The following is a 20542-nucleotide window of genomic DNA, read 5'->3' as shown; positions in this document are numbered from 1 at the left end:
CTCATCCCTCCGCCACGTCGAGAACCAGCAGGTCCACGCCTTCGGACACCTGATCGCCCGCCGCGAAGTTGACGGCGCTGACCGTGCCGGCGGCGGGGGCCTTGATGGTGTGCTCCATCTTCATCGCTTCCAGCAGCATCAGCGGCGTGCCGGCCTCCACCGTCTGGCCGGGCTCGACCAGCACGCGGACGACGGTGCCCGGCATCGGCGCGGTCAGGCGGCCGGACCCGCCCTCCTGCTCCGCGGCACGGGCGGTCGGGTCGTCGAGATGCAGGCGCCACACCGCCCCGTCCGACAGGATGGTCAGGTCCAGCCCCTGGCAGACCACCGTGGCGCGGGTGCGCACCGCGTCGATGCTGGCGGTCAGCGTCTCGCCGTCGAGCGTCACCCGCTCCGCCCGGATGGCCGGGCGGCTCTCCACCTCAATCTCGTAGCCGTCGGGGCGGAAATGCAGGGTCAGGGCGCGCGGCGTGTCGCCATCCATCAGGCGCAGGTCGTGGTGGTTGTCGTCGTTGAGACGCCAGCCGCTGGCCGACAGCCAGGGCGACCAGGGGTCCGACGCGGCGCGGCGGGCCTTGCGGGCGTCCGCGTTGCGGCGGAGCAGCACGCTGAGCGCCGCGATGGCCAAGCCACGATCCGGCACCGGGGCCGGCGGGGGCAGCAGATCGGCGCGATGCCGCTCGATGAAGCCGGTGTCGATCTCCACCGCGCGGAAGGCCGGATGCCCGGCGATGGCGCCGAGGAAGGCCACGTTGGTGGTCACCCCGACGACTTCGTAGGCGGCGAGCGCCACGCGCAGACGGCGCAGTGCGGCGTCGCGGTCCTCGTCCCAGACGATCAGTTTGGCGATCATCGGGTCGTAGAACATAGTGACCTCATCGCCCTCGCGGACGCCGGTGTCCACCCGGACATGGTCGTTCTCGGCGGGCGGGCGCAGGCGGACGAGCTTGCCGATGGCCGGCAGGAACTCGCGCTGCGGGTCCTCCGCATAAAGACGCGCCTCGAAGGCGTGGCCGCGGCGGGTGAGCTGGTCCTGCATCAGCGGCAGCGTGCCCCCGGCGGCGACGCGCAGCTGCCACTCGACGAGGTCCTGGCCGGTGATCTTCTCGGTCACCGGATGCTCCACCTGAAGACGGGTGTTCATCTCGATGAAGTAGAAACCGCCGTCCTCGTAGAGGAATTCCACCGTGCCGGCGCCGACGTAGTTCACCGCCTTGGCGGCGGCCACCGCGGCCTCGCCCATGCGGCGGCGCAGGTCGTCGGGAAGGGCCGGGGCCGGGGCCTCCTCGATCACCTTCTGGTGGCGGCGCTGGATCGAGCAGTCGCGCTCGAACAGATAGACGCCGTTGCCGTGGGTGTCGCAGAAGACCTGGATCTCGACATGGCGCGGACGGCCCAGATACTTCTCCAGAAGCACGCTGTCGTCGCCGAAGGCGGCCTTGGCCTCGCGCTTGGCGCCAGCCACCGCGTCGGCGAACTCGCCGGCGGCGCGGACCACGCGCATCCCCTTGCCGCCGCCGCCCGCCGACGCCTTGACCAGCACCGGATAGCCGATGCGCTCGGCCTCCGCGGTCAGCGTTTCCAGGTCCTGGGCCTCGCCGTGGAAGCCGGGGACCAGCGGGACGTCGGCCTGCGACATCACGCGCTTGGATTCCGCCTTAGAGCCCATGACGCGGATGGCCTCGATCGGCGGGCCGATGAAGACCACGCCGGCCTCGGCACAAGCCGCCGCGAAGCCGGCGTTCTCAGACAGGAAGCCGTAGCCGGGATGGATGGCCTGGGCGCCGGTGCGCTTTGCGACCGCAAGGATGACATCGCCGCGCAGGTAGCTCTCGCCGACCGGCGCCGGGCCGATGCAGACGGCCTCGTCGGCCATCTCCACATGCATGGCGCGGGCGTCGGCTTCCGAGTAGACGGCGACGGTGCGGATGCCCATGCGGCGGGCGGTGCGGATGACGCGGCAGGCGATCTCGCCACGGTTTGCGATCAGAATCTTGTCGAACATGCCTGTCTCAACCATGGGCCTCAGCTCCGCCACGCGGGTTCGCGTTTCTCCAGGAAGGCGCCGACGCCCTCCCTCCCCTCGTCGCTCGCGCGCTGGCGGGCGATGCGCTCCGCCGTGTCGCGGACCAGCGCGTCGTCCAGCGGACGGCGCGCCACGGCGCGGATCAGTTCCTTCGCCGCGGTCTGGGAGGCCGGGCCGCATTGCAGCAGGTTGCGCACCATCACCTCCACCGCGGCGTCCAGCTCCGTCGCCGGGACGGTCTGGTGCAGCAGGCCGAGCCGCAGGGCCTCGGCGGCGGAGAATCGCTCCGCCGTCAGGAAGTAGCGGCGGCAGGCGCGTTCGCCCATCGCGGCCACCACATAGGGGCTGATGACCGCGGGGATCAGGCCCAGCCGCACCTCGGTCAGGGCGAAGCTGGCGGTCTCGGCGGCGATGGCGATGTCGCAGGCGGCGACCAGCCCCACCCCGCCGCCGAAGGCCGGACCCTGCACCACGGCGATGGTCGGCTTCGGGCATTCGTCCAGCGTGCGCAGCATGGTGGCGAGGCCCATGGCGTCCTCGACGTTCTCGCCGTGGCTGTAACCCGCCATCTTCTTCATCCAGCCGAGGTCGGCCCCGGCGGAGAAGCTCTTGCCCGCGCCGCGCAGCAGGATGGCGCGGACGTCTGGGTTCGATCCCAGGCTGAGGAAGGCGTCGGTCAGATCGGCGATGACCCGCTCGTTGAAAGCGTTGTGCACCTCCGCCCGGTTCATCGTGACGGCGGCCACCCCGCTGGCGGCGATGTCGATCAGAATGTCGCTCATGCTCGTCGTCCCTCCGCTCACATCCGGAACACGCCGAAGGTGGTCTTTTCGACCGGGGCGTTTAGAGACGCCGACAGGCCGAGGCCGAGCACCATGCGGGTGTCCGCCGGGTCGATGATTCCGTCGTCCCACAGCCGGGCGGAGGCGTAGTAGGGATGGCCCTGGTGTTCGTACTGCTGGCGGATGGGGGACTTGAAGACCTCCTCCTCCTCCGGCGCCCAGCTCTTCCCCTGGGATTCCATGGCGTCGCGCCGCACCTGGGCGAGCACGCCGGCCGCCTGTTCCCCGCCCATCACCGAGATGCGCGAGTTCGGCCACATCCAGAGGAAGCGTGGGGAATAGGCGCGCCCGCACATGCCGTAGTTGCCGGCGCCGTAGCTGCCGCCGATGATGACGGTGAATTTCGGCACCTTGGCGCAGGCGACGGCGGTGACCAGCTTCGCGCCGTCCTTGGCGATGCCGCCGGCCTCGTACTTCCGCCCGACCATGAAGCCGGTGATGTTCTGGAGGAAGACCAACGGAATGCCGCGCTGGCAGCACAGCTCCACGAAATGCGCGCCCTTCAGGGCGGATTCGCTGAACAGGATGCCGTTGTTGGCGATGATGCCGACCGGGTAGCCGAAGATGTGGGCGAAGCCGCAGACCAGCGTCGTACCGTAGAGCGGCTTGAACTCGTCCAGCACGGAACCGTCGACCACGCGGGCGATGACCTCGCGCACGTCGAAGGGCTTGCGCGGGTCGCTGGGGATCACGCCGTAAAGTTCGCGGGGGTCGTAGGCCGGCTCCTGCGGCTCGCGCAGGTCCATGTCGATGCGCTTGCTGCGGTTCAGGTTCGACACGACCTTGCGCGCCATGGCGAGCGCGTGGGCGTCGTTCATCGCGTAATGGTCGGTCACGCCGGAGGTGCGGGAGTGCACGTCCGCCCCGCCGAGGTCCTCAGCCGACACCACCTCGCCGGTCGCCGCCTTCACCAGCGGCGGGCCGCCGAGGAAGATGGTGCCCTGGTTGCGCACGATGATCGCCTCGTCCGACATCGCCGGGACGTAGGCGCCGCCCGCCGTGCAGCTTCCCATCACCACGGCGATCTGCGGGATGCCCTGGGCGGACATGTTGGCCTGGTTGAAGAAGATGCGCCCGAAATGGTCGCGGTCGGGGAACACCTCGTCCTGGTTCGGCAGGTTGGCACCGCCCGAATCGACCAGATAGATGCAGGGCAGGTTGTTCTGTTGCGCCACTTCCTGGGCGCGCAGGTGCTTCTTGACGGTCAGGGGGAAGTAGGTGCCGCCCTTCACCGTGGCGTCGTTGACGACCACCATGCATTCCTGCCCGGCCACGCTGCCGATGCCGGTGATGATGCCGGCCGCCGGGATGTCGTCGTCATAGACCTTGTGGGCGGCCATCTGCGACAGCTCCAGGAAGGGCGAGCCCACGTCCAGAAGCTGGCGGATGCGCTCGCGCGGCAGCAGCTTGCCGCGGGACAGGTGCTTGTCGCGGGCCTTCGCGCCGCCACCCTGCTTGATCGCGCCCACCTTCTCGCGCAGGTCGGCGACCAGGGCGGACATGGCGTCGGCGTTCGTCTGGAACTCGGCGGAGCGCGGGTTCAGGGCGCTCTTCAGGACGGTCATGGCCGTCGTCCTCCCGTCTCTTCTTGTTCTACTGCATCAGGGCGCGGCTGATGACCAGCCGCTGGATGTCGCTCGTGCCCTCGTAAATCTGGCAGACGCGCACGTCTCTATAAATGCGCTCCACCGGGAAATCGTTCAGGTAGCCGTAGCCGCCATGGATCTGGATGGCGTCGGAGCAGACCCGCTCGGCGATCTCCGAGGCGAACAGCTTCGCCATCGCCGCCTCCTTCAGGCAGGGCTCGCCGGCGTCGCGCAGGCTCGCGGCGTGCAGGACGAGCTGGCGCGCGGCCTCCACCTTCGTCGCCATGTCGGCCAGCCGGAAGGCCACCGCCTGATGCTGGATGATCGGCACGCCCATGCTCTGGCGCTCCTGGGCGTAGCGGGTGGCGTGGTCGAGCGCGGAACGCGCCATGCCCACCGACTGCGAGGCGATGCCGATGCGCCCGCCCTCCAGGTTGGCGAGCGCCACCCGGTAGCCGCCGCCCTCGGCGCCCAGCATCAGGTCGGCGGGGATGCGGCAATCCTCCAGCACGATCTGGCAGGTGTCGGAACAGCTCTGGCCGAGCTTCTCCTCGACCCGCGCGACCTGGAAGCCGGGGGTGTCGGTCGGCACGATGAAGGCGGTGATGCCCTTTTTTCCCGCCTCGGGGTCGCTGACCGCGAAGACGATGGCGACGTCGGCGTTTTTCCCTGAGGTGATGAATTGCTTGGTGCCGCTGAGGACCCAGTGGTTGCCGTCGCGGCGCGCGCGGGTCTTGATGGCGGCGGCGTCGGACCCTGCCTGCGGCTCGGTCAGGCAGAAGCAGCCGAGCTGCTCGCCGCGGGCCATCGGCTTCAGGAAGCGCTCCTTCTGCTCGGCGCTGCCGAACTTCAGGATCGGCATGCAGCCGACGGAGTTGTGCACGCTCATGATGGTGGAAATGGCGCCGTCGCCCGCCGCGATCTCCTCGATGGCGAGCGCGTAGGCGATGTGGTCGGTGCCGGCGCCGTCGAACTCCTCCGGCACCAGCATGCCCATCAGGCCGAGCCGGCCCATCTCGGCCAACTCCTCCTTGGGGAAGGCGCCGGTGCGGTCGCGCTCGGCGGCGGTGGGCGCCAGCCGCTCCGCCGCGAAGTCCCGCGCCATGTCGCGCACCATCCGCTGCTCTTCCGTCAGCCGCATTGCTGTCCCTCCCGTTCTCCCTCTCCCCTCTGGGGAGAGGGCCGGGGTGAGGGGGTTGCGCTTTTGCCGAACGCTCCGACATGCGCAACCCCCTCACCCTAACCCTCTCCCCAGAGGGGAGAGGGGATTATGATGCCCCTGCTCTTACACCAACTCCACCGCCACCGCCGTGGCCTCGCCGCCGCCGATGCACAGCGAGGCGACGCCGCGCTTCAGCCCGTTCTTCTCCAGGGCCGCCAGCAGCGTGACGAGAATACGCGCCCCCGACGCGCCGATCGGATGGCCGAGCGCGCAGGCGCCGCCATGCACGTTGATCTTGTCGTGAGGGATGTCGAGTTCGCGCATCGCCGCCATGGCGACCACGGCGAAGGCCTCGTTCAGCTCGTAGAGGTCCACGTCCTTGGCCGACCAGCCGGCGCGCTCCAGCACCTTGTTGATCGCACCGACCGGGGCGGTGGTGAACCAGGCCGGGGCCTGGGCGTGGTTGGCGTGGGCCTTGATCTCCGCCAGGATCGGCAGGCCGAGCTTTTCGGCGTTCGACCGCGTGGTCAGCACCAGCGCCGCCGCACCGTCCGAAATCGAGGAGGCGTTGGCCGCCGTTACCGTGCCGTCCTTGGCGAAGGCGGGCTTCAGCGTGGGGATCTTGGCCGGGTCGGCCTTCAGCGGCTGCTCGTCCTTCTCCACCACCGTGTCGCCCTTGCGGCCCCTCACCGTGACCGCGGTGATCTCCTTGACGAAGCTGCCGTCCTCGGTCGCGCGGCGGGCGCGGTTCAGGCTCTCAATGGCGTAGTTGTCCTGCGCCTCGCGGGTGAACTGGTAGTGGGTGGCGCATTCCTCCGCGAAGGTGCCCATCAGCCGCCCGCGGTCGTAGGCGTCCTCCAGCCCGTCGAGAAACATGTGGTCGAGCACGCGGCCATGGCCCATGCGGTAGCCACCGCGCGCGCGGTCCAGCAGGTAAGGGGCGTTGGACATGCTTTCCATGCCGCCGGCGACCATGATCTCCGCCGAGCCGGCCTTGATGAGGTCGGTGGCGAGCATCACCGCCTTCATGCCCGACCCGCAGACCTTGGAGATGGTCGTGCAGCCCGCGGCTTCCGGGATGCCGGCGCCGAGCGACGCCTGACGCGCCGGCGCCTGCCCCAACCCGGCGGGCAGGACGTTGCCCATGAAGACCTCGTCCACGGCGTCCGGCTTCACCCCGGCGCGCTCCAGCGCGGCCTTGATGGCGGCGGAGCCGAGCTGCGGTGCGGTCAGTCCCTGCAAGTCGCCCTGGAATCCACCCATCGGGGTACGGGCGGCGCCCGCGATCACAACGGTATCGGTCATGACGCTCTTTCCTTCCCTTCCGGCCTCAGGCCGTTTCCTTGAACAGCTCGCGCCCGATCAGCATGCGGCGGATCTCGCTGGTGCCGGCGCCGATCTCGTAGAGCTTGGCGTCGCGCAGCAGGCGGCCCGTCGGGTATTCGTTGATGTAGCCATTGCCGCCCAGAGTCTGAATGGCCTCCAGCGCCATCCAGGTCGCCTTTTCGGCGGCGAAGAGGATCGCCCCGGCGGCGTCCTTGCGGGCCGTCTCGCCGCGGTCGCAGGCCTTGGCGACGGCGTACACGTAGGCCTTGGCGGCGTTCATGATCGTGTACATGTCGGCCAGCTTGCCCTGCATGAGCTGGAATTCGCCGATCGGCTGGCCGAACTGCTTGCGGTCGTGCAGGTAGGGAACCACCACATCCATGCAGGCCTGCATGATGCCGAGCGGCCCGCCGGCCAGCACCGCGCGCTCATAGTCCAGCCCCGACATCAGCACGTTCACGCCGCGCCCGACGCCACCCAGGATGTTCTCCTCCGGCACCTCGCAGTCCTCGAACACCAGCTCGCCGGTGTTGGAGCCGCGCATGCCCAGCTTGTCGAGCTTCTGCGCGACGGAGAAGCCCTTGAAGGACTTCTCGATGAGGAAGGCGGTGATGCCGCGCGGGCCGGCGTTGACGTCGGTCTTGGCGTAGACCACCAGCGTGTCGGCGTCCGGCCCGTTGGTGATCCACATCTTCGTGCCGTTCAGCACGTAGCGGTCGCCCTTCTTCTCGGCGCGCAGCTTCATCGACACCACGTCGGACCCGGCGTTCGGCTCTGACATGGCCAGGGCACCGATGTGCTCGCCGGAGATCAGCTTGGGCAGATAGCGGGTCTTCTGCTCCGCGGTGCCGTTCTTGCGGATCTGGTTGACGCAGAGGTTGGAGTGCGCGCCGTAGCTGAGGCCGACCGAGGCCGAGGCGCGGGAGATTTCCTCCATCGCCACGACATGCTCCAGATAGCCCATGCCGGCGCCGCCGTATTCCTCCTCCGCCGTGATGCCGAGCACGCCGAGGTCGCCGAACTTCCGCCACAGCTCGTTCGGGAACTCGTTGGTCCGGTCGATCTCGGCGGCGCGGGGCGCGATCTCGTCGGCGGCGAAGCTGCGCACGGTGTCGCGCAGCATGTCCGCAGATTCGCCGAGGTCGAAGTTCAGGGTCGGATACTGGTTCGACAGCATGGTGTTGGCGCTCCCCCCGGAGGTCTGTTCTTCATTCCCGCCATACGGCGACGTATGGAGCCGTACGGTAGCGTATGGAAATGGGCGTGGCAAGGCCTTCTAGCCCTCTCCCCTCCGGGGAGAGGGTGGCCCGAAGGGCCGGTGAGGGGGATGTGCTTGGCGGCACGTCCGGCAAAAGCGCAACCCCCTCACCCTAACCCTCTCCCCGGAGGGGAGAGGGGACGGAAAGTCATCACTTCATGTTGATGATGATCGTCTTCTTGTGGGTGAAGTGCTCCAGCATCGCTTCCAGCGAGGCTTCCTTGCCCAGCCCCGACGACTTCACGCCACCGTAGGACAGGTTCGGCTGCACGACCAGATTCTGGTTCACCTGAACGAACCCGGCCTCCAGCCGGTGCACCGCGTCCATTGCCACCTTCAAATCGCGCGTCCAGATGGTGGCGGCAAGGCCGTATTCGGTGTCGTTGGCTTGGGCGATGACCTCTTCGTAATCGGTCCAGCGGATGACGCAGCAGACCGGGCCGAAGATTTCCTCCTGCGCGATGCGGTCGCTGTTCTTCACGCCGGTGAAGATGTGCGGCTGAACGTACAGGCCCTTGGTCAGCTTCGGATCGGACGGCATGGCCGAGCAGACATGCGGCGTCGCCCCGCCCTCCTTGCCGATGGCGATGTAGCTCTGCACCCGATCCAACTGCTGCGGCGAGACGATGGTGCCGATATCGGTCGACTCGTCGAGCGGGTCGCCCATCTTCATGGCGTTCACCTTCTCCTTCAGCTTTTCCACGAAGGCGTCGTGGATGCTGTCATGGACGAAGATGCGCGAGGAGGCGGTGCAACTCTGGCCCTGGCGGGTGAAGCGCATGCCGGCGATGGCGCCCGCGATGGCCTGATCCAAATCGGCGTCGCCGCAGACGATCATCGGGCTCTTGCCGCCCAGCTCCAGCGTCACCGGGATCAGCTTCTCGGCGGCGGTCTTGTAGACGATCTTGCCGGTCTCGACCGAGCCGGTGAAGGTCACCTTCTTCACGTCCTTGTGGGCCACCAGCGGGGCGCCGCATTCCGGGCCGTAGCCTGAGAGGATATTCACCACCCCCGCCGGGATCACCGTGTTGATGAGTTGGACGACGCGCAGCACGGCGAGCGGCGCCTCCTCCGCCGACTTCACCACGACGGCATTGCCCGCCACCATCGCCGGGGCGATCTTCAGCGCCATCAGCAGCAGCGGCACGTTCCACGGGATGATCGCGCCGACCACGCCCACCGGCTCGCGCACCGTCATGGTCAGCATGGACGGGTTGAAGGGAATCGTCTCGCCCTTCAGCTCCGGCGCCAGACCGCCGAAGAAGACAAAGGCGTCGGAGAGAACGCCCGCCTCGACGCGCGATTCGGTGCGCAGCGCCTTGCCGGTCTCCAGCGCGATCAGCTTGGCGATCTCCTCCTTGTGGGCGTCGAGCACGCGCCCGCATTCGGCGACCAGCTTGCCGCGTTCCCGCACCGGGCGCTTGGCCCATTCCTTCTGCGCGGCCACCGCGGCGGCCACCGCGGCGTCGACGTCCGCCGCCTCGCCAAAGGCGGCCTCGGCCACCGTCTCGCCGGTCGCCGGGTTCACCACGGGGAAGCCCTTGCCGGAGGAGGCGGGGCGGAAGGCGCCGCCGAAGAAATGCTTGCCCGACAGCTCCCTGGCGAGCGCGAAGGGGTCGAGCTGGAGGTCGGTGCTGACGCTCATGTCGAAAAGGTCCTCGTGTGTATCGGGTCGGTTATCGTTGTTTTCGGGTATCGTCGGCGTTCAGGCGCGGGCGTCTTCGATGACCTTGCCGTCGTTGGGCAGGCTGCCGGGGGCCGCGAACTCCACGACACCCTTCAATTTGGTGACGGCGGCCAGAGTTTCACGCACCGACGCCGCCAAAGCCTCGCCGGACTCGGGCGACTCGCAGCGCAGGGTCATGGTGTCGTTGGCGTCCTCCCGCCCGACGACGAGGCGGGCCTTGCCGATCTGCGGGTGGCGGCGCAGCACCTCGGCGATCTGCTGCGGGTGGACGAACATGCCCTTGACCTTGGTGGTCTGGTCGGCGCGGCCCATCCAGCCCTTCAGGCGCATGTTGGTGCGCCCGCAGGGGCTTTCGCCGGGCAGCACGGCGGACAGGTCGCCGGTGGCGAAGCGGACCAGCGGATAGGCTTGGTTGAAGGTGGTGACGACGACCTCCCCCACCTCGCCCTCCGGAACGGGATCGCCGGTGCCGGGGCGGACGATCTCCACGATCACGCCCTCCTCCACCACCAGCCCGGCGCGGGCCGTCGTCTCGTAGGCGACGAGGCCGAGGTCGGCGGTGCCGTAGCTCTGGTAGGCGGCGATGCCGCGTCCCTCGTAGAAGGCGCGGGCGTCGGGCAGGAAGGGGCCGCCCGTGACGTGGCCGACCGCGATGGAGGACAGGTCCAGACCCAGTTCGTCGCCCTTTTCCAGGATGATCTTCAGGAAGTCGGGCGTGCCGATGTAGGCCCGCGGCTTCAGGTGGGCGGCCACCTGGGCCTGCATCTCCGTGTTGCCGACGCCAGCGGGAATGACCGCGCAGCCCAGCGCGTGCGCGCCGGTCTCGAACATCGAGCCGGCGGGGGTCAGGTGGTAGGCGAAGCAGTTCTGCACGAGGTCGCCGCCGCGGATGCCCGAGGCGTAGAGCGCCCGCGCGGTGCGCCAGGGGTCCGTGCCGTGCGCCTCCGGATCGTGGATCGGGCCGGGCGAGGCGAAGACACGGGCCAGCCGCCCGACGGCGACCGTGGTCATCCCGCCGAAGGGCGGCGCCTCCTTCTGCAGCGCGATCAGGTCCGACTTGCGGGTGACCGGCAACGCGGCGAGCGCCGCGCGGTCACCGATGGCGGCGGGGTCCACATCGGCGAGCAGGCGGGTGAAATAGGGCGCGTTCGCCTTGGCGTGGGCGATCTGCGCCGGCAGCGCCGCGAACAGCTCCGCCTCGCGCCGGTCGGGGGAGCGGGTTTCGAGTTGATCGTAAGTGTCGGACACCGATGCCTCCCGGCTGTTTTTCTTCTTCTCTCCTCTCCCGCCCCGGGAGAGGGTGGCCCGAAGGGCCGGGTGAGGGTGCCGCCAACGGTCGGCGCCTTTCTTCCTGCAAGACCCTCACCCTTCCCACTTCGTGGGCCCCTTCCCTCTCCCGGGACGGGAGAGGGACAGGTTCAAATCCAGCGCTTCCGGCGCTTGAAGCTCTTCAGATTCTTGAAGCTCTTGCGCTCTTCGTTGCCGCCGCCGAGGTAGAATTCCTTCACGTCCTCGTTGTTGCGCAGCTCTTCGGCGGTGCCGTCCAGAACGACCTTGCCGTTCTCCATGATGTAGCCGCGGGTCGCGGCCTGGAGCGCCATGCGGGCGTTCTGCTCGACCAGCAGGATGGTGACGCCGAGGTCCTTGTTGATCTGCCGGATGATGCTGAAGACCTCCTTCACCATCAGCGGCGACAGGCCCATGGACGGCTCATCCATCAGGATCAGCTTCGGCCGCGCCATCATCGCGCGCCCGATGGCCAGCATCTGCTGCTCGCCGCCCGACAGGTAGCCGGCGAGGCCGGTGCGCTCCTTCAGGCGGGGAAAGTAGTGATAGACCATCTCGATGTCGTCCTTCACGCCGCCGTCGCGGCGGGTGAAGGCGCCGAGGCGCAAATTCTCCTGGCAGGTCATGTCGCCGATGATGCGGCGGCCCTCCATCACCTGGAAGATGCCGCGCCGGACGATCTTGTCGGGGTCGATGCCGTTGATGCGTTCGCCCGCGAAGGAGATGTCGCCGCGCGTGACCTCGCCGTCCTCGGTCTTCAGCAGCCCGGAGATGGCCTTGAGCGTCGTCGATTTGCCCGCGCCGTTGGCGCCCAGCAGGGCGACGATCTCCCCCTCCGGCACCTCCAGGCTGAGGCCGCGGAGCACCAGGATGACGTCGTTGTAGACGACCTCGATGTTGTTGACGGACAGCAGCGGCGCCTTGGCCGTGCCGGGAACCGGCGCCGGAGCGCTGGCGGGAGTGACCGCGGCGGTCGCGGTGGCGGCGTTCATGATGCGGCACCTGATGCAGTGAGACGGGACGGGTGCCCCCGCCGTCGCCCTTTCACGGCGACGGCGGGGGCGGTCCGGCTTACCAGCCCAGCCACTCCGGCTTGCGCGGGACGTCGACGGTGGCGATCTTCTCCAGCTTGATCGTGCCGGCCTTCACCAGCTCGTCCACCGAGCCGCCGGTGTCGCCGGTCACGTTGGCCCGGTACAGGTTGACCTTGTCCATGCCGCGGTGATCGGTCTCGGTCCAGGTCGACGGCACGCAGACGCCCTCCAGGCCCGCCGGCACCCAATCCTTCTTCTGGTACATGCCCTTGCGGATGTTCGGGCCGGTCACGCCGCCGTTCTGCTTCGCCCAGTCCATCGCTTCCTTCATGTAGAAGGCGGAGCAAATGCCGGAGACGTAGTGCACCGGACGGTAGGCGGTTCCGGCGGCGTCGGAGACCTTGGAGATCTCCTTGACGATCTTCATGCCCGGCGCGTCGCCGCCCCAGATCGCCGCGGTCCGCACCGGGAAGATCACGCCGTTGGCGGCCGAGCCGGCGGCCTTGGCGGCGTTCTCGTCCATGCCCCAGACGTTGCCCATGAACTGCACCTGGGCGCCGACCGTCTGGCAGGCCTTCAGCACGGAGATGTTCGAGCCCGCCGTGTTGCCGAGATAGGCGTAGTTGGCGCCGGCCTGCTTCAGCGTCAGGCACTGGGCGGTGTAATCGCCCGGCGTCAGGGCGAACTGGACCGCCGGCAGCACGTCGAAGCCCAGCTCCTTGGCGAGCTGCTCACCGGCTTCCTTCGGGGCGTTCGGGTAGGGGTGGTTGGCGCCCATGTGGACGTACTTGGGCTTGCCCGAGCCGCCCTTCTTCTTCCAGTCGTCCGCCGCCCACATCAGCATGGCGCGCAGGCCGTCGGAGTAGGACGGACCGTAGAAGAAATTGTAGGGCGCCGGCTTCGACCCGTGCGGGCCCTTGCCGGTCGGGTCGGTCAGGTGGCCCGAGTAGGAGCCGGAATAATAGGGGATCTCGTCCTTGCCGACGAAACCGGTCAGCGCCTCGGTGTCGGCGGTGCCCCAGCCCTGGATGGCCGCGACCTTGCCGCTGCCCGACGACCACTTCTTGTACTGGCTGATGGCGCGCGGCGCCTGATAGCCGTAGTCCACCGTCTCGACGTCCATCGTCGTGCCGCCGACGCCGCCGTTCTTGTTGATGTAGGCGAGCGCGTCGGCGACGCCCTGGCCGAAGGGCACGCCCACGTCCGACGTGGCGCCGGACTGGTCGGCGAGGTGTCCGACCGGGATCTTCTGGGCGTTGGCGGCCCCGGTGCCGAGCAGGACGACGGCGGCGGACGCCAGCAGGACGGTTTTCATGGTCATGGTGCGTTTTCTCCCAGTCGTTATGTTTTTCAGAAGCCGTGTTGCGGAAAGCGTGTCAGTGCGAGAAGGGATAGAGCTTCCAGTAGGCCTTGATCTGCTTCCAGCGGTGGGCCAGCCCGTCCGGTTCGAAGACCAGGAACAGGATGATGACCAGACCGATGGCCATTTCGCGCAGGAAGGCGATGGCCTCCCTCAGGTTCAGCGCGGCGTCGATGGCGGTGCCGGACAGCGCCGTGGTGATGGCCTGCATCACCTCCGGCAGCAGCACCATGAAGGCGGTGCCCATCAGCGACCCCATGATCGAGCCCAGCCCCCCGATGATGATCATGCCGAGGAACTGGATCGAGAAGAGGATCGTGAAGCCCTCCACCGACACGAACTGGAGATAGTGGGCGTAGAGCGCGCCGCCGATGCCCGCGTAGAAGGACGAGATGCCGAAGGACATCGTGCGGTACTTGGTCAGGTTGATGCCCATGATCTCCGCGGAGAGATAATGGTCACGCACCGCCACCAGCGCCCGCCCGTCGCGCGACCGCATCAGGTTGGTCGCCAGGATGTACATGACGACCACATAGACCAGCACGACGTAGAAGAAGCTCTCGTCGGTGTCGAAGGCGTAGCCGAACAGGCTGAACGGCTCCGCGATCGTGCCGGCGGTTCCCCCCGTGAACCAGTCCGCCCGCGAGAAGAAGTCCTGGAGGATGTACTGCGCCGCCAGCGTGGCGATGGCGAGGTACAGGCCCTTCAGCCGCGCCGCCGGGATGCCGAACAGCATGCCGACCGCGGTGGTCATCACGCCGGCCAGCGGGATGGCGAGCGCCACCGGGATGCCGAAGCTGTTCGACAGCCACGCCGACGAGAAGGCGCCGAAGCCGAAGAAGGCGGCGTGCCCGATGGAGATCTGGCCGGTGAAGCCGACCAGGATGTTCAGCCCCAGCGCCGCGATGCCGAGATAGCCGATCTGGATGCACAGGTTCAGCCAGTAGCGGTCCATGAAAGCCGGGCAGAGCAGCAGCAGCGCCACGCCCAGGATGGCGAAGTTGCGGCTGGTCCTGGTCGGGAAGATGGTCGTATCGGCGGCGTACCGGGTCTTGAAGTCGCCGCAGGGGATGAGACTGATGTTCGCCATGATTGCGGCCGCTCCTTACACGCGCTCGATGTCCTTGGTGCCGAAGAGGCCGTAGGGCTTGATCATCAGGATGACGATCAGGACGTAGAAGGGGGCGATCTCGTACATGTTGCCCCAGTTCAGCCACTGGCTGTCCAGGTAGTGCGCGAGATTCTCCAGCACGCCGACGATCAGGCCGCCCAGCACCGCTCCGGCCACGCTGTCCAGCCCGCCGAGGATGACCGCCGGGAAGACCTTGATGCCGAAGAAGGAGAGCGCGGAGGACACGCCGTTGACCACGCCGACCGTGACGCCGGCCACCGCCGACACCATGGCGGAGATGGCCCAGCTCATCGCGAACATGTGGCGGACGGAGATGCCGAGCGACTGCGCGACCTGCTGGTCGAAGGCGGTCGCCCGCATCGCCAGACCCATGCGCGAGTATTTGAAGAACCAGCCGAAGCCCGCCATGATCAGCAGCGAGATGACCAGGCTCATCACGTAGACGGTCTGCACGTCGAGCCCGAGGATGTTCACGGTCGGGCTGGCGAAGATGGTCGGGAAGGGTTTGGCGAAGACGCCGAACATCCACTTCATCATCGCCTGGAAGAAGATCGACAGGCCGATGGTGACCATGATGACGGAGATGATCGGCTCTCCGATCATCGGCCGCAGCACGACGACCTGAAGCACGATTCCGAAGACCAGCATGAAGGCCAGCGTGATCGGGAACCCGATCCAGAAGGGCAACTGCCAGGAGGTCAGCAGCCACCAGCAGGTCCAGGCGCCGATCAGCAGGAACTCGCCCTGGGCGAAGTTCACGATGCGGCTGGCCTTGTAGATCAGCACGAAGGACATCGCCACGACGCCGTACAGCGCGCCGACGATCAGTCCGTTGACGAGAAGCTGGAAGAGCAAGGTCATGGCGTGGCCTCGTTCTCAATCCCCTCTCCCGTCCCGGGAGAGGGTGGCGCGAAGCGCCGGGTGAGGGTGCATTCGAGGATCGAGAGCCGGCCCGTTGCCGGCACCCTCACCCTTCCCACGCCGGGGGCGTGGGCCCCTTCCCTCTCCCGGGGCGGGAGAGGGGAATACAGGCGCGTCATCCTCACCCCCCTCATGCCGCGGCCTGCGCCGGCTTCTTGGCCGGCGTGGGCAGCAGGTCGACCACCTTCAGCACGGTGCGGATGCGCTGCTTGGTGCCGTCCTGGAAGGTGATGGTGGTGTCCACGTCGATGGCCGGCTGGCCCGCGTAGATGGAGTCGATGATCTCGCCGTACTTCTCGGCGATCACGCCGCGCCGCACCTTGCGGGTGCGCGTCAGCTCGCCGTCGTCGGCGTCCAGCTCCTTGTAGAGCAGCAAGAACTTGGTGATTCGCTGGAACTCCGGCAGCGTCGCGTTCACCCGCTCCACCTCCTGGCGCAGCAGCTCGTAGACTTCCGGCTTCGACGCGAGGTCGGAATAGGTGGTGAAGGCGATGCGGTTCTTCTCCGCCCACTTCGACACGATGGGGAAGCGGATGCAGATGATCGCCGACAGGTAGGGCCGCTTGTTGCCCAGGATCACCGCCTCGGCCACGTAGGGGCTGAATTTCAGCTTGTTCTCGATGTACTGCGGGCTGAAGCGGTCGTTGTTGCTGGTGGTGGCGATGTCCTTGATGCGGTCGATGATGACCAGATGGCCCTTCTTGTCGAAGAAGCCGGCGTCGCCCGTGTGCATCCAGCCGTCGCGCAGGTCCGCCGTGGTCGAAGCCTCGTTGCGGTAGTAGCCGGCGAACATGTTGGGATGGCTGACGACGATCTCGCCGATGCCGTTCTGGTCGGGCTCGATCACCTTGACCTTGACGCCGTCGTCGAAGGGCACGCCCACCGTGTCGAAGTCCACGTCGTTGGAGCGGTGCACCGTGTAGGCGCCCATCGTCTCCGTCTGGCCGTAGATCTGGCGCAGCGGCACGCCCAGCGCCTGGAAGAACTTGAAGGTGTCGGGGCCGAGCGCGGCACCGCCGGTCGCCGCCGACTTCAGGTTGGTGAAGCCCAGGCGGTCTCGCAGCGCTGCGAAGAGAATGCGGTCGGCAACGGCGGAGCGGGTTCCGTTGGCGAGCGCCTCCAGCCCCAGCTTCATGCCGTAGTCGTACATCTTCTGCTTGAAGGGCGAGGCGTCCATCATGCGGGCGCGCACGTCGGCGGCGATCTGCTCCCACAGGCGGGGGGCAAACAACACGAAGCTCGGCCCGATCTCGCGGAAGTCGTTCATCATCGTCTCGGCTTCCTCGACGAAGTTCACGCGCATCCGCGACACCATGCCCATGCCGACGGCGTAGATCTGCTCCATGATCCAGGACAGCGGCAGCACCGACACATACTCGTCGGTCGGCCCCTTGGGATCCACCGACAGGTAGCTGGCGACGTGGCGGATCAGCCGCCCGGCCGGCAGCATCGCCAGCTTCGGGTTCGAGGTGGTGCCCGAGGTGGTGCAGAGCACCGCCACGTCGTCGCCGCGCGTCGCGCCGACCAGATCCTCGTAGAGGTTCGGCTTCTCGGCGTGCAGCGCGTTGCCCAGCTTCACCAGCTCCGCCGCCTCCATCAGGCGGGGGTCGCTGTACTTGCGCATGCCGCGGGGGTCGGAATAGATGATGTGCTTCAGCGTCGGCAGGCGCTCGCCGAGGTTCAGCAGCTTGTCGACCTGCTCCTCATCCTCCGCGAAGATGACGTGAACGTCGGCGTAGGTGATGAGGTAGGCGACCTCCTCGTCCATGGCGTCACGGTAGATGCCCAGGCTCATGGCGCCCATGGCGTGGGCGGCGATCTCGCCCATCACCCAGTCGGGCCGGTTGTCGCCAAGCAGGGCCACCACATGGCCGCGCTCCACGCCGAGCTTGATGAGGCCGAGCGTGAAGGCGCGCACGCGGGCATGCATGTCCGCCCAGGTGAACTCGCGCCAGATGCCGAAGTCCTTCTCGCGCATGGCGACGTCGCCGCCATGCTCGCGGGCGTGCAGGGTCAGCAGCTTCGGCAGCGTGTCGTGGGTCTTGATATCAGGAAGAGACATCACGCGACCTCCTGCTTGGGCGGCGGGGCCACGGCCTCGTCCTCCTCGTCGTCCTCGCCGAGATAGGCGCGCTTGACGCGCGGGTCGGCCAAAACCTCCTCCGGCGTGCCCTCGGCGATCTTCTTCCCGAACTCCAGGACGATCACGCGGTGGGAGATGTCCATCACGACGCCCATGTCGTGCTCGATCATCACCACCGTCATGCCGAACTCCTCGTTCAGATCGACGATGTAGCGGGCCATGTCCTCCTTCTCCTCCAGGTTCATGCCCGCCATGGGCTCGTCCAGGAGGATCAGGTCGGGCTTCAGCGCGATGGCGCGGGCCAGCTCCACCCGCTTGCGCAGGCCGTAGGAGAGCGTGCCGGCGGTGGCCTTGCGGACATGCTGGATTTCCAGGAAGTCGATGATCTCCTCGACCTCGCGGCGGTGGGCCAGCTCCTCCTTGCGGGCGCCGGTCAGCCAGTAGAGCGACCCGGTGAAGAAGTTGTTCTTCAGCAGGTGGTGGCGCCCGACCATGATGTTGTCGAGCACCGTCATGTGGCCGAACAGCGCCAGATTCTGGAAGGTGCGCCCGATGCCGAGCGAGGCGCGGTGGTTGGGCGTCATGCCCGTGATGTCCTGGCCCTTGAAATAGACCTTTCCGTCGGTGGGCCGGTAGCGGCCGGAGATGCAGTTGACCATGGAGGTCTTGCCCGCACCGTTCGGGCCGATGATGGAGAACAGCTCCCCCTTGCGGATGCTGAAACCGACGTCGGTCAGCGCCTGCACGCCGCCAAAGCGCAAGGACACGCCCCGGGCTTCGAAGATGGTGTCCGATGGGGAGGCCGCGCGGGTGGCGTCGGCCGGGTGGGCGTAACCGCGTGGCGATGCGACGGGCGCGCCTGACATTTCCTCCTCCGTTGCTGTGGAACTGCCTTTTTTATCGTTCGCCGGACTGTTTGAGTGGCGAACTGGTCCATATTGTGGACCGTCCTTTGTGCAACGTCCGAACTATAGCCTGTGATGCGCACCGTTTTCAACACGGACATTCCGTGTATGCATGTTTTTTGGAGCGACATCCGGCCGGAAGGTCCATAATATGGACCCCACCATGACCCGGCCCGATTCCGACACCGAAACCACCCCCGCCGGAGCGTCCGGCGGCACGCAAAGCCTGGAGCGCGCGCTGGCCCTGCTGCGCGCTGTCGCCTCCCATGGGGCCGAGGGCGCACGGCTGGCCGACCTGATGAGCGACACCGCCCTGTCCAAGGCGACCGCGCACCGGCTGCTGACCGCGCTGGCGCGGGAACGCTTCATCGACCAGGACCCGCGCAGCCGCCGCTATCATCTGGGGCCGGAACTGGATTCGCTGGGCCGCATCGCCGCCGCCCGCCACCGCCCCGAAGGAGAAGGCGAAAGCGACGTCGCGGCGCCCGGCCCGGCCACTGTTCAGCCCACCGCCTTCCTGCGCCCCGACTACCAGGGCGAGGCGATTCCGCTCGCCGACCTGCTGTGCGACCGCCACGCCCGCGCCGACGGCGCCCGCGCCGCCCTGCTGCACGAGAGCGTCGCCGGCCAGACGACGGAGCTGAGCTTCGCCCGGCTGTCCCGCGATTCGGCGCGCTTCGCCGCGGTGCTGCGCGGCCTCGGCGTTGGGCGCGGTGACCGGGTGGCGGTGCTGCTGCCCAAGGGGGCGGAGCTGCTGATCGCCGCGCTGGCGATCTGGCGGCTCGGCGGGGTCTACATGCCGCTCTTCACCACCTACTCCGCCGCCGCGGTCGCCTACCGTCTGGCCGACAGCGAGGCGCGGGCGATCGTCACCACCGGCTTCCTGCGCCGAAAGATTCCGCGCGACAACAGCCGCCCCGTGGTGATGGTGGAAGGCGACGAGGCCTTCGGTCCCGGCGCCGACGCGGTGCCCTTCTGGTCGGCCCTTCACGAATCAGCCCCCTTGCCCGACATCGCCCGCTACGCCGACCGCGACGCCTTCGCGCTGATGTACACCTCGGAGGCGGAGCCGAAGCCGCTCGGCGTGTCGCTGCCCGTGATGGCGCTGGCGGGGATCGAGCAGTACATGCGCATCGGCCTCGACCTGCGCGACGACGACATCTATTGGAACATGGCCGACCCCGGCTGGGCCTACGGCGCCTATTACGGGCTGGTCGGGCCGCTGCTGCTGGGGCGCACGACGATCTTCTGCGACGGCCCCTACGACGTGCGGCAGGGTTACCGGATGCTGACGAAGTTCGGCGTCACCAACCTGACCTGTGCGCCGTCCCAGATCCGCGCCTGGCACAGCGCCGACCCGGAGGGCGGACCGCACAAGCTGGCGCTGCGCATCCTGTCGGTGGTCGGCGAGCCGCTGCCGCCGGAGCTGATCGGTTGGGCGAACCGGGTGGTCAGCGTCCCGCTGCTCGACCAGTACGGGCAGCGCGAGACCGGCATCTTCATGATGAACCGCTACGACCCCGGCCACGCCGACCGCACCGCCGATTCCTCGCTGGGGCGGCCGCTGCCCGGCTTCCGCGTGGTCATCCTCGACCCGCAGGGCCGCGAGGCGCCGGTCGGCGGCGCGGGCGAGATCGCCATCGACGTGGAGTCGTCGCCGCTCTTCTGGTTCGACGCCTACGCCAACGATCCGGGACGCACCGCCGCCCGCTTCCGCCACGGCCGCCGCTACTACCTCACCGGCGACTGGGCGTTCCTGGATGGCGACGGCAACATCCACTTCCGCGGCCGGGCGTCCGACGCCATCGTCATGCAGCAGGCGGATTGAGCGCGGCCCCCTCCCCGGCCCTCCCCCGCTTTTCGCAGGGGAGGGAGGATAGTGTCCCCTCCCCTGCGAAGCGGGGGAGGGTTAGGGTGGGGGCTCCATGACCGC

15 protein-coding genes are annotated in these 20542 nt (G+C 68.0%); 1 reads left to right on the top strand and 14 read right to left on the bottom strand.

The genetic code is table 11. The features are described 5' to 3' along the window. Position 1: 1 nt before the first annotated feature. The 14 genes from ACFPMG_RS30000 to ACFPMG_RS29935 form a co-directional block, all read right to left on the bottom strand. Positions 2-2005, bottom strand: a complete 2004-nt coding sequence (locus ACFPMG_RS30000; protein WP_376999106.1) for an acetyl-CoA carboxylase biotin carboxylase subunit — start codon at positions 2003-2005, stop codon at positions 2-4. 20 nt (positions 2006-2025) lie between these two features. Further along, complete coding sequence (locus ACFPMG_RS29995) at positions 2026-2808, bottom strand: enoyl-CoA hydratase/isomerase family protein (RefSeq protein ID WP_376999104.1); 783 nt, start codon at positions 2806-2808, stop codon at positions 2026-2028. A 17-nt stretch (positions 2809-2825) separates the two neighbouring features. Then, the gene (locus tag ACFPMG_RS29990; RefSeq protein WP_376999102.1) at positions 2826-4433 is read right to left on the bottom strand and encodes a carboxyl transferase domain-containing protein; all 1608 of its coding nucleotides are present in this window, start codon (positions 4431-4433) and stop codon (positions 2826-2828) included. A 28-nt stretch (positions 4434-4461) separates the two neighbouring features. Next, positions 4462-5595 (bottom strand): acyl-CoA dehydrogenase family protein, encoded by a 1134-nt coding sequence (locus ACFPMG_RS29985; protein ID WP_376999100.1) that lies wholly within the window; start codon positions 5593-5595, stop codon positions 4462-4464. A 144-nt stretch (positions 5596-5739) separates the two neighbouring features. Next, entirely contained in the window at positions 5740-6921 is a 1182-nt protein-coding gene (locus tag ACFPMG_RS29980; RefSeq protein ID WP_376999098.1) for an acetyl-CoA C-acyltransferase, read from the bottom strand. Positions 6922-6946: 25 nt separating this feature from the next. After that, complete coding sequence (locus ACFPMG_RS29975; RefSeq protein ID WP_149163742.1) at positions 6947-8119, bottom strand: isovaleryl-CoA dehydrogenase; 1173 nt, start codon at positions 8117-8119, stop codon at positions 6947-6949. Between the two features lie 232 nt (positions 8120-8351). Beyond that, positions 8352-9845, bottom strand: coding sequence for an aldehyde dehydrogenase family protein (locus ACFPMG_RS29970; protein ID WP_376999096.1), 1494 nt, complete (start codon positions 9843-9845; stop codon positions 8352-8354). Positions 9846-9905: 60 nt separating this feature from the next. Then, the gene (locus ACFPMG_RS29965; RefSeq protein ID WP_376999094.1) at positions 9906-11135 is read right to left on the bottom strand and encodes a phenylacetate--CoA ligase family protein; all 1230 of its coding nucleotides are present in this window, start codon (positions 11133-11135) and stop codon (positions 9906-9908) included. A 170-nt stretch (positions 11136-11305) separates the two neighbouring features. Continuing rightward, complete coding sequence (locus tag ACFPMG_RS29960; protein WP_109469031.1) at positions 11306-12166, bottom strand: ABC transporter ATP-binding protein; 861 nt, start codon at positions 12164-12166, stop codon at positions 11306-11308. A 79-nt stretch (positions 12167-12245) separates the two neighbouring features. Next, the gene (locus tag ACFPMG_RS29955) at positions 12246-13529 is read right to left on the bottom strand and encodes an ABC transporter substrate-binding protein (protein WP_376999092.1); all 1284 of its coding nucleotides are present in this window, start codon (positions 13527-13529) and stop codon (positions 12246-12248) included. Between the two features lie 55 nt (positions 13530-13584). Next, the gene (locus ACFPMG_RS29950; protein ID WP_137117655.1) at positions 13585-14658 is read right to left on the bottom strand and encodes a branched-chain amino acid ABC transporter permease; all 1074 of its coding nucleotides are present in this window, start codon (positions 14656-14658) and stop codon (positions 13585-13587) included. Between the two features lie 15 nt (positions 14659-14673). Further along, complete coding sequence (locus tag ACFPMG_RS29945) at positions 14674-15561, bottom strand: branched-chain amino acid ABC transporter permease (protein WP_376999089.1); 888 nt, start codon at positions 15559-15561, stop codon at positions 14674-14676. Positions 15562-15751: 190 nt separating this feature from the next. After that, a complete protein-coding gene (locus ACFPMG_RS29940) occupies positions 15752-17683 on the bottom strand; it encodes a long-chain fatty acid--CoA ligase (protein ID WP_376999087.1) in 1932 nt (643 codons plus the stop codon). Beyond that, positions 17683-18570 carry an ABC transporter ATP-binding protein gene (locus tag ACFPMG_RS29935; protein ID WP_014241713.1) on the bottom strand — a complete coding sequence of 296 codons (888 nt, stop codon included), beginning with the start codon at positions 18568-18570 and terminating at the stop codon, positions 17683-17685. The genes ACFPMG_RS29940 and ACFPMG_RS29935 overlap by 1 nt, the downstream gene beginning before the upstream one ends. 202 nt (positions 18571-18772) lie before the next feature. Between ACFPMG_RS29935 and ACFPMG_RS29930 the strand changes: the two genes are divergently transcribed. Next, a complete protein-coding gene (locus ACFPMG_RS29930; RefSeq protein ID WP_376999085.1) occupies positions 18773-20437 on the top strand; it encodes an AMP-binding protein in 1665 nt (554 codons plus the stop codon). Positions 20438-20542: the final 105 nt, after the last annotated feature.

This window comes from Azospirillum himalayense, from assembly GCF_042657465.1.
Lineage (GTDB): Bacteria > Pseudomonadota > Alphaproteobacteria > Azospirillales > Azospirillaceae > Azospirillum > Azospirillum himalayense.
Note: the sequence above shows the minus strand (reverse complement) of the source record. Positions and strands in the feature narration are given on the sequence as shown.

Excerpts from the sequence above, each read along its gene's own strand:
- ACFPMG_RS29995 (WP_376999104.1), bottom strand. The coding sequence starts at position 2,808 with ATGAGCGACATTCTGATCGACATCGCCGCCAGCGGGGTGGCCGCCGTC.
- ACFPMG_RS29970 (WP_376999096.1), bottom strand. The coding sequence starts at position 9,845 with ATGAGCGTCAGCACCGACCTCCAGCTCGACCCCTTCGCGCTCGCCAGG.
- ACFPMG_RS29935 (WP_014241713.1), bottom strand. The coding sequence starts at position 18,570 with ATGTCAGGCGCGCCCGTCGCATCGCCACGCGGTTACGCCCACCCGGCC.
- ACFPMG_RS29985 (WP_376999100.1), bottom strand. The coding sequence starts at position 5,595 with ATGCGGCTGACGGAAGAGCAGCGGATGGTGCGCGACATGGCGCGGGAC.
- ACFPMG_RS29940 (WP_376999087.1), bottom strand. The coding sequence starts at position 17,683 with ATGTCTCTTCCTGATATCAAGACCCACGACACGCTGCCGAAGCTGCTG.
- ACFPMG_RS30000 (WP_376999106.1), bottom strand. The coding sequence starts at position 2,005 with ATGTTCGACAAGATTCTGATCGCAAACCGTGGCGAGATCGCCTGCCGC.
- ACFPMG_RS29955 (WP_376999092.1), bottom strand. The coding sequence starts at position 13,529 with ATGACCATGAAAACCGTCCTGCTGGCGTCCGCCGCCGTCGTCCTGCTC.
- ACFPMG_RS29980 (WP_376999098.1), bottom strand. The coding sequence starts at position 6,921 with ATGACCGATACCGTTGTGATCGCGGGCGCCGCCCGTACCCCGATGGGT.
- ACFPMG_RS29975 (WP_149163742.1), bottom strand. The coding sequence starts at position 8,119 with ATGCTGTCGAACCAGTATCCGACCCTGAACTTCGACCTCGGCGAATCT.
- ACFPMG_RS29950 (WP_137117655.1), bottom strand. The coding sequence starts at position 14,658 with ATGGCGAACATCAGTCTCATCCCCTGCGGCGACTTCAAGACCCGGTAC.
- ACFPMG_RS29930 (WP_376999085.1), top strand. The coding sequence starts at position 18,773 with ATGACCCGGCCCGATTCCGACACCGAAACCACCCCCGCCGGAGCGTCC.
- ACFPMG_RS29945 (WP_376999089.1), bottom strand. The coding sequence starts at position 15,561 with ATGACCTTGCTCTTCCAGCTTCTCGTCAACGGACTGATCGTCGGCGCG.
- ACFPMG_RS29990 (WP_376999102.1), bottom strand. The coding sequence starts at position 4,433 with ATGACCGTCCTGAAGAGCGCCCTGAACCCGCGCTCCGCCGAGTTCCAG.
- ACFPMG_RS29960 (WP_109469031.1), bottom strand. The coding sequence starts at position 12,166 with ATGAACGCCGCCACCGCGACCGCCGCGGTCACTCCCGCCAGCGCTCCG.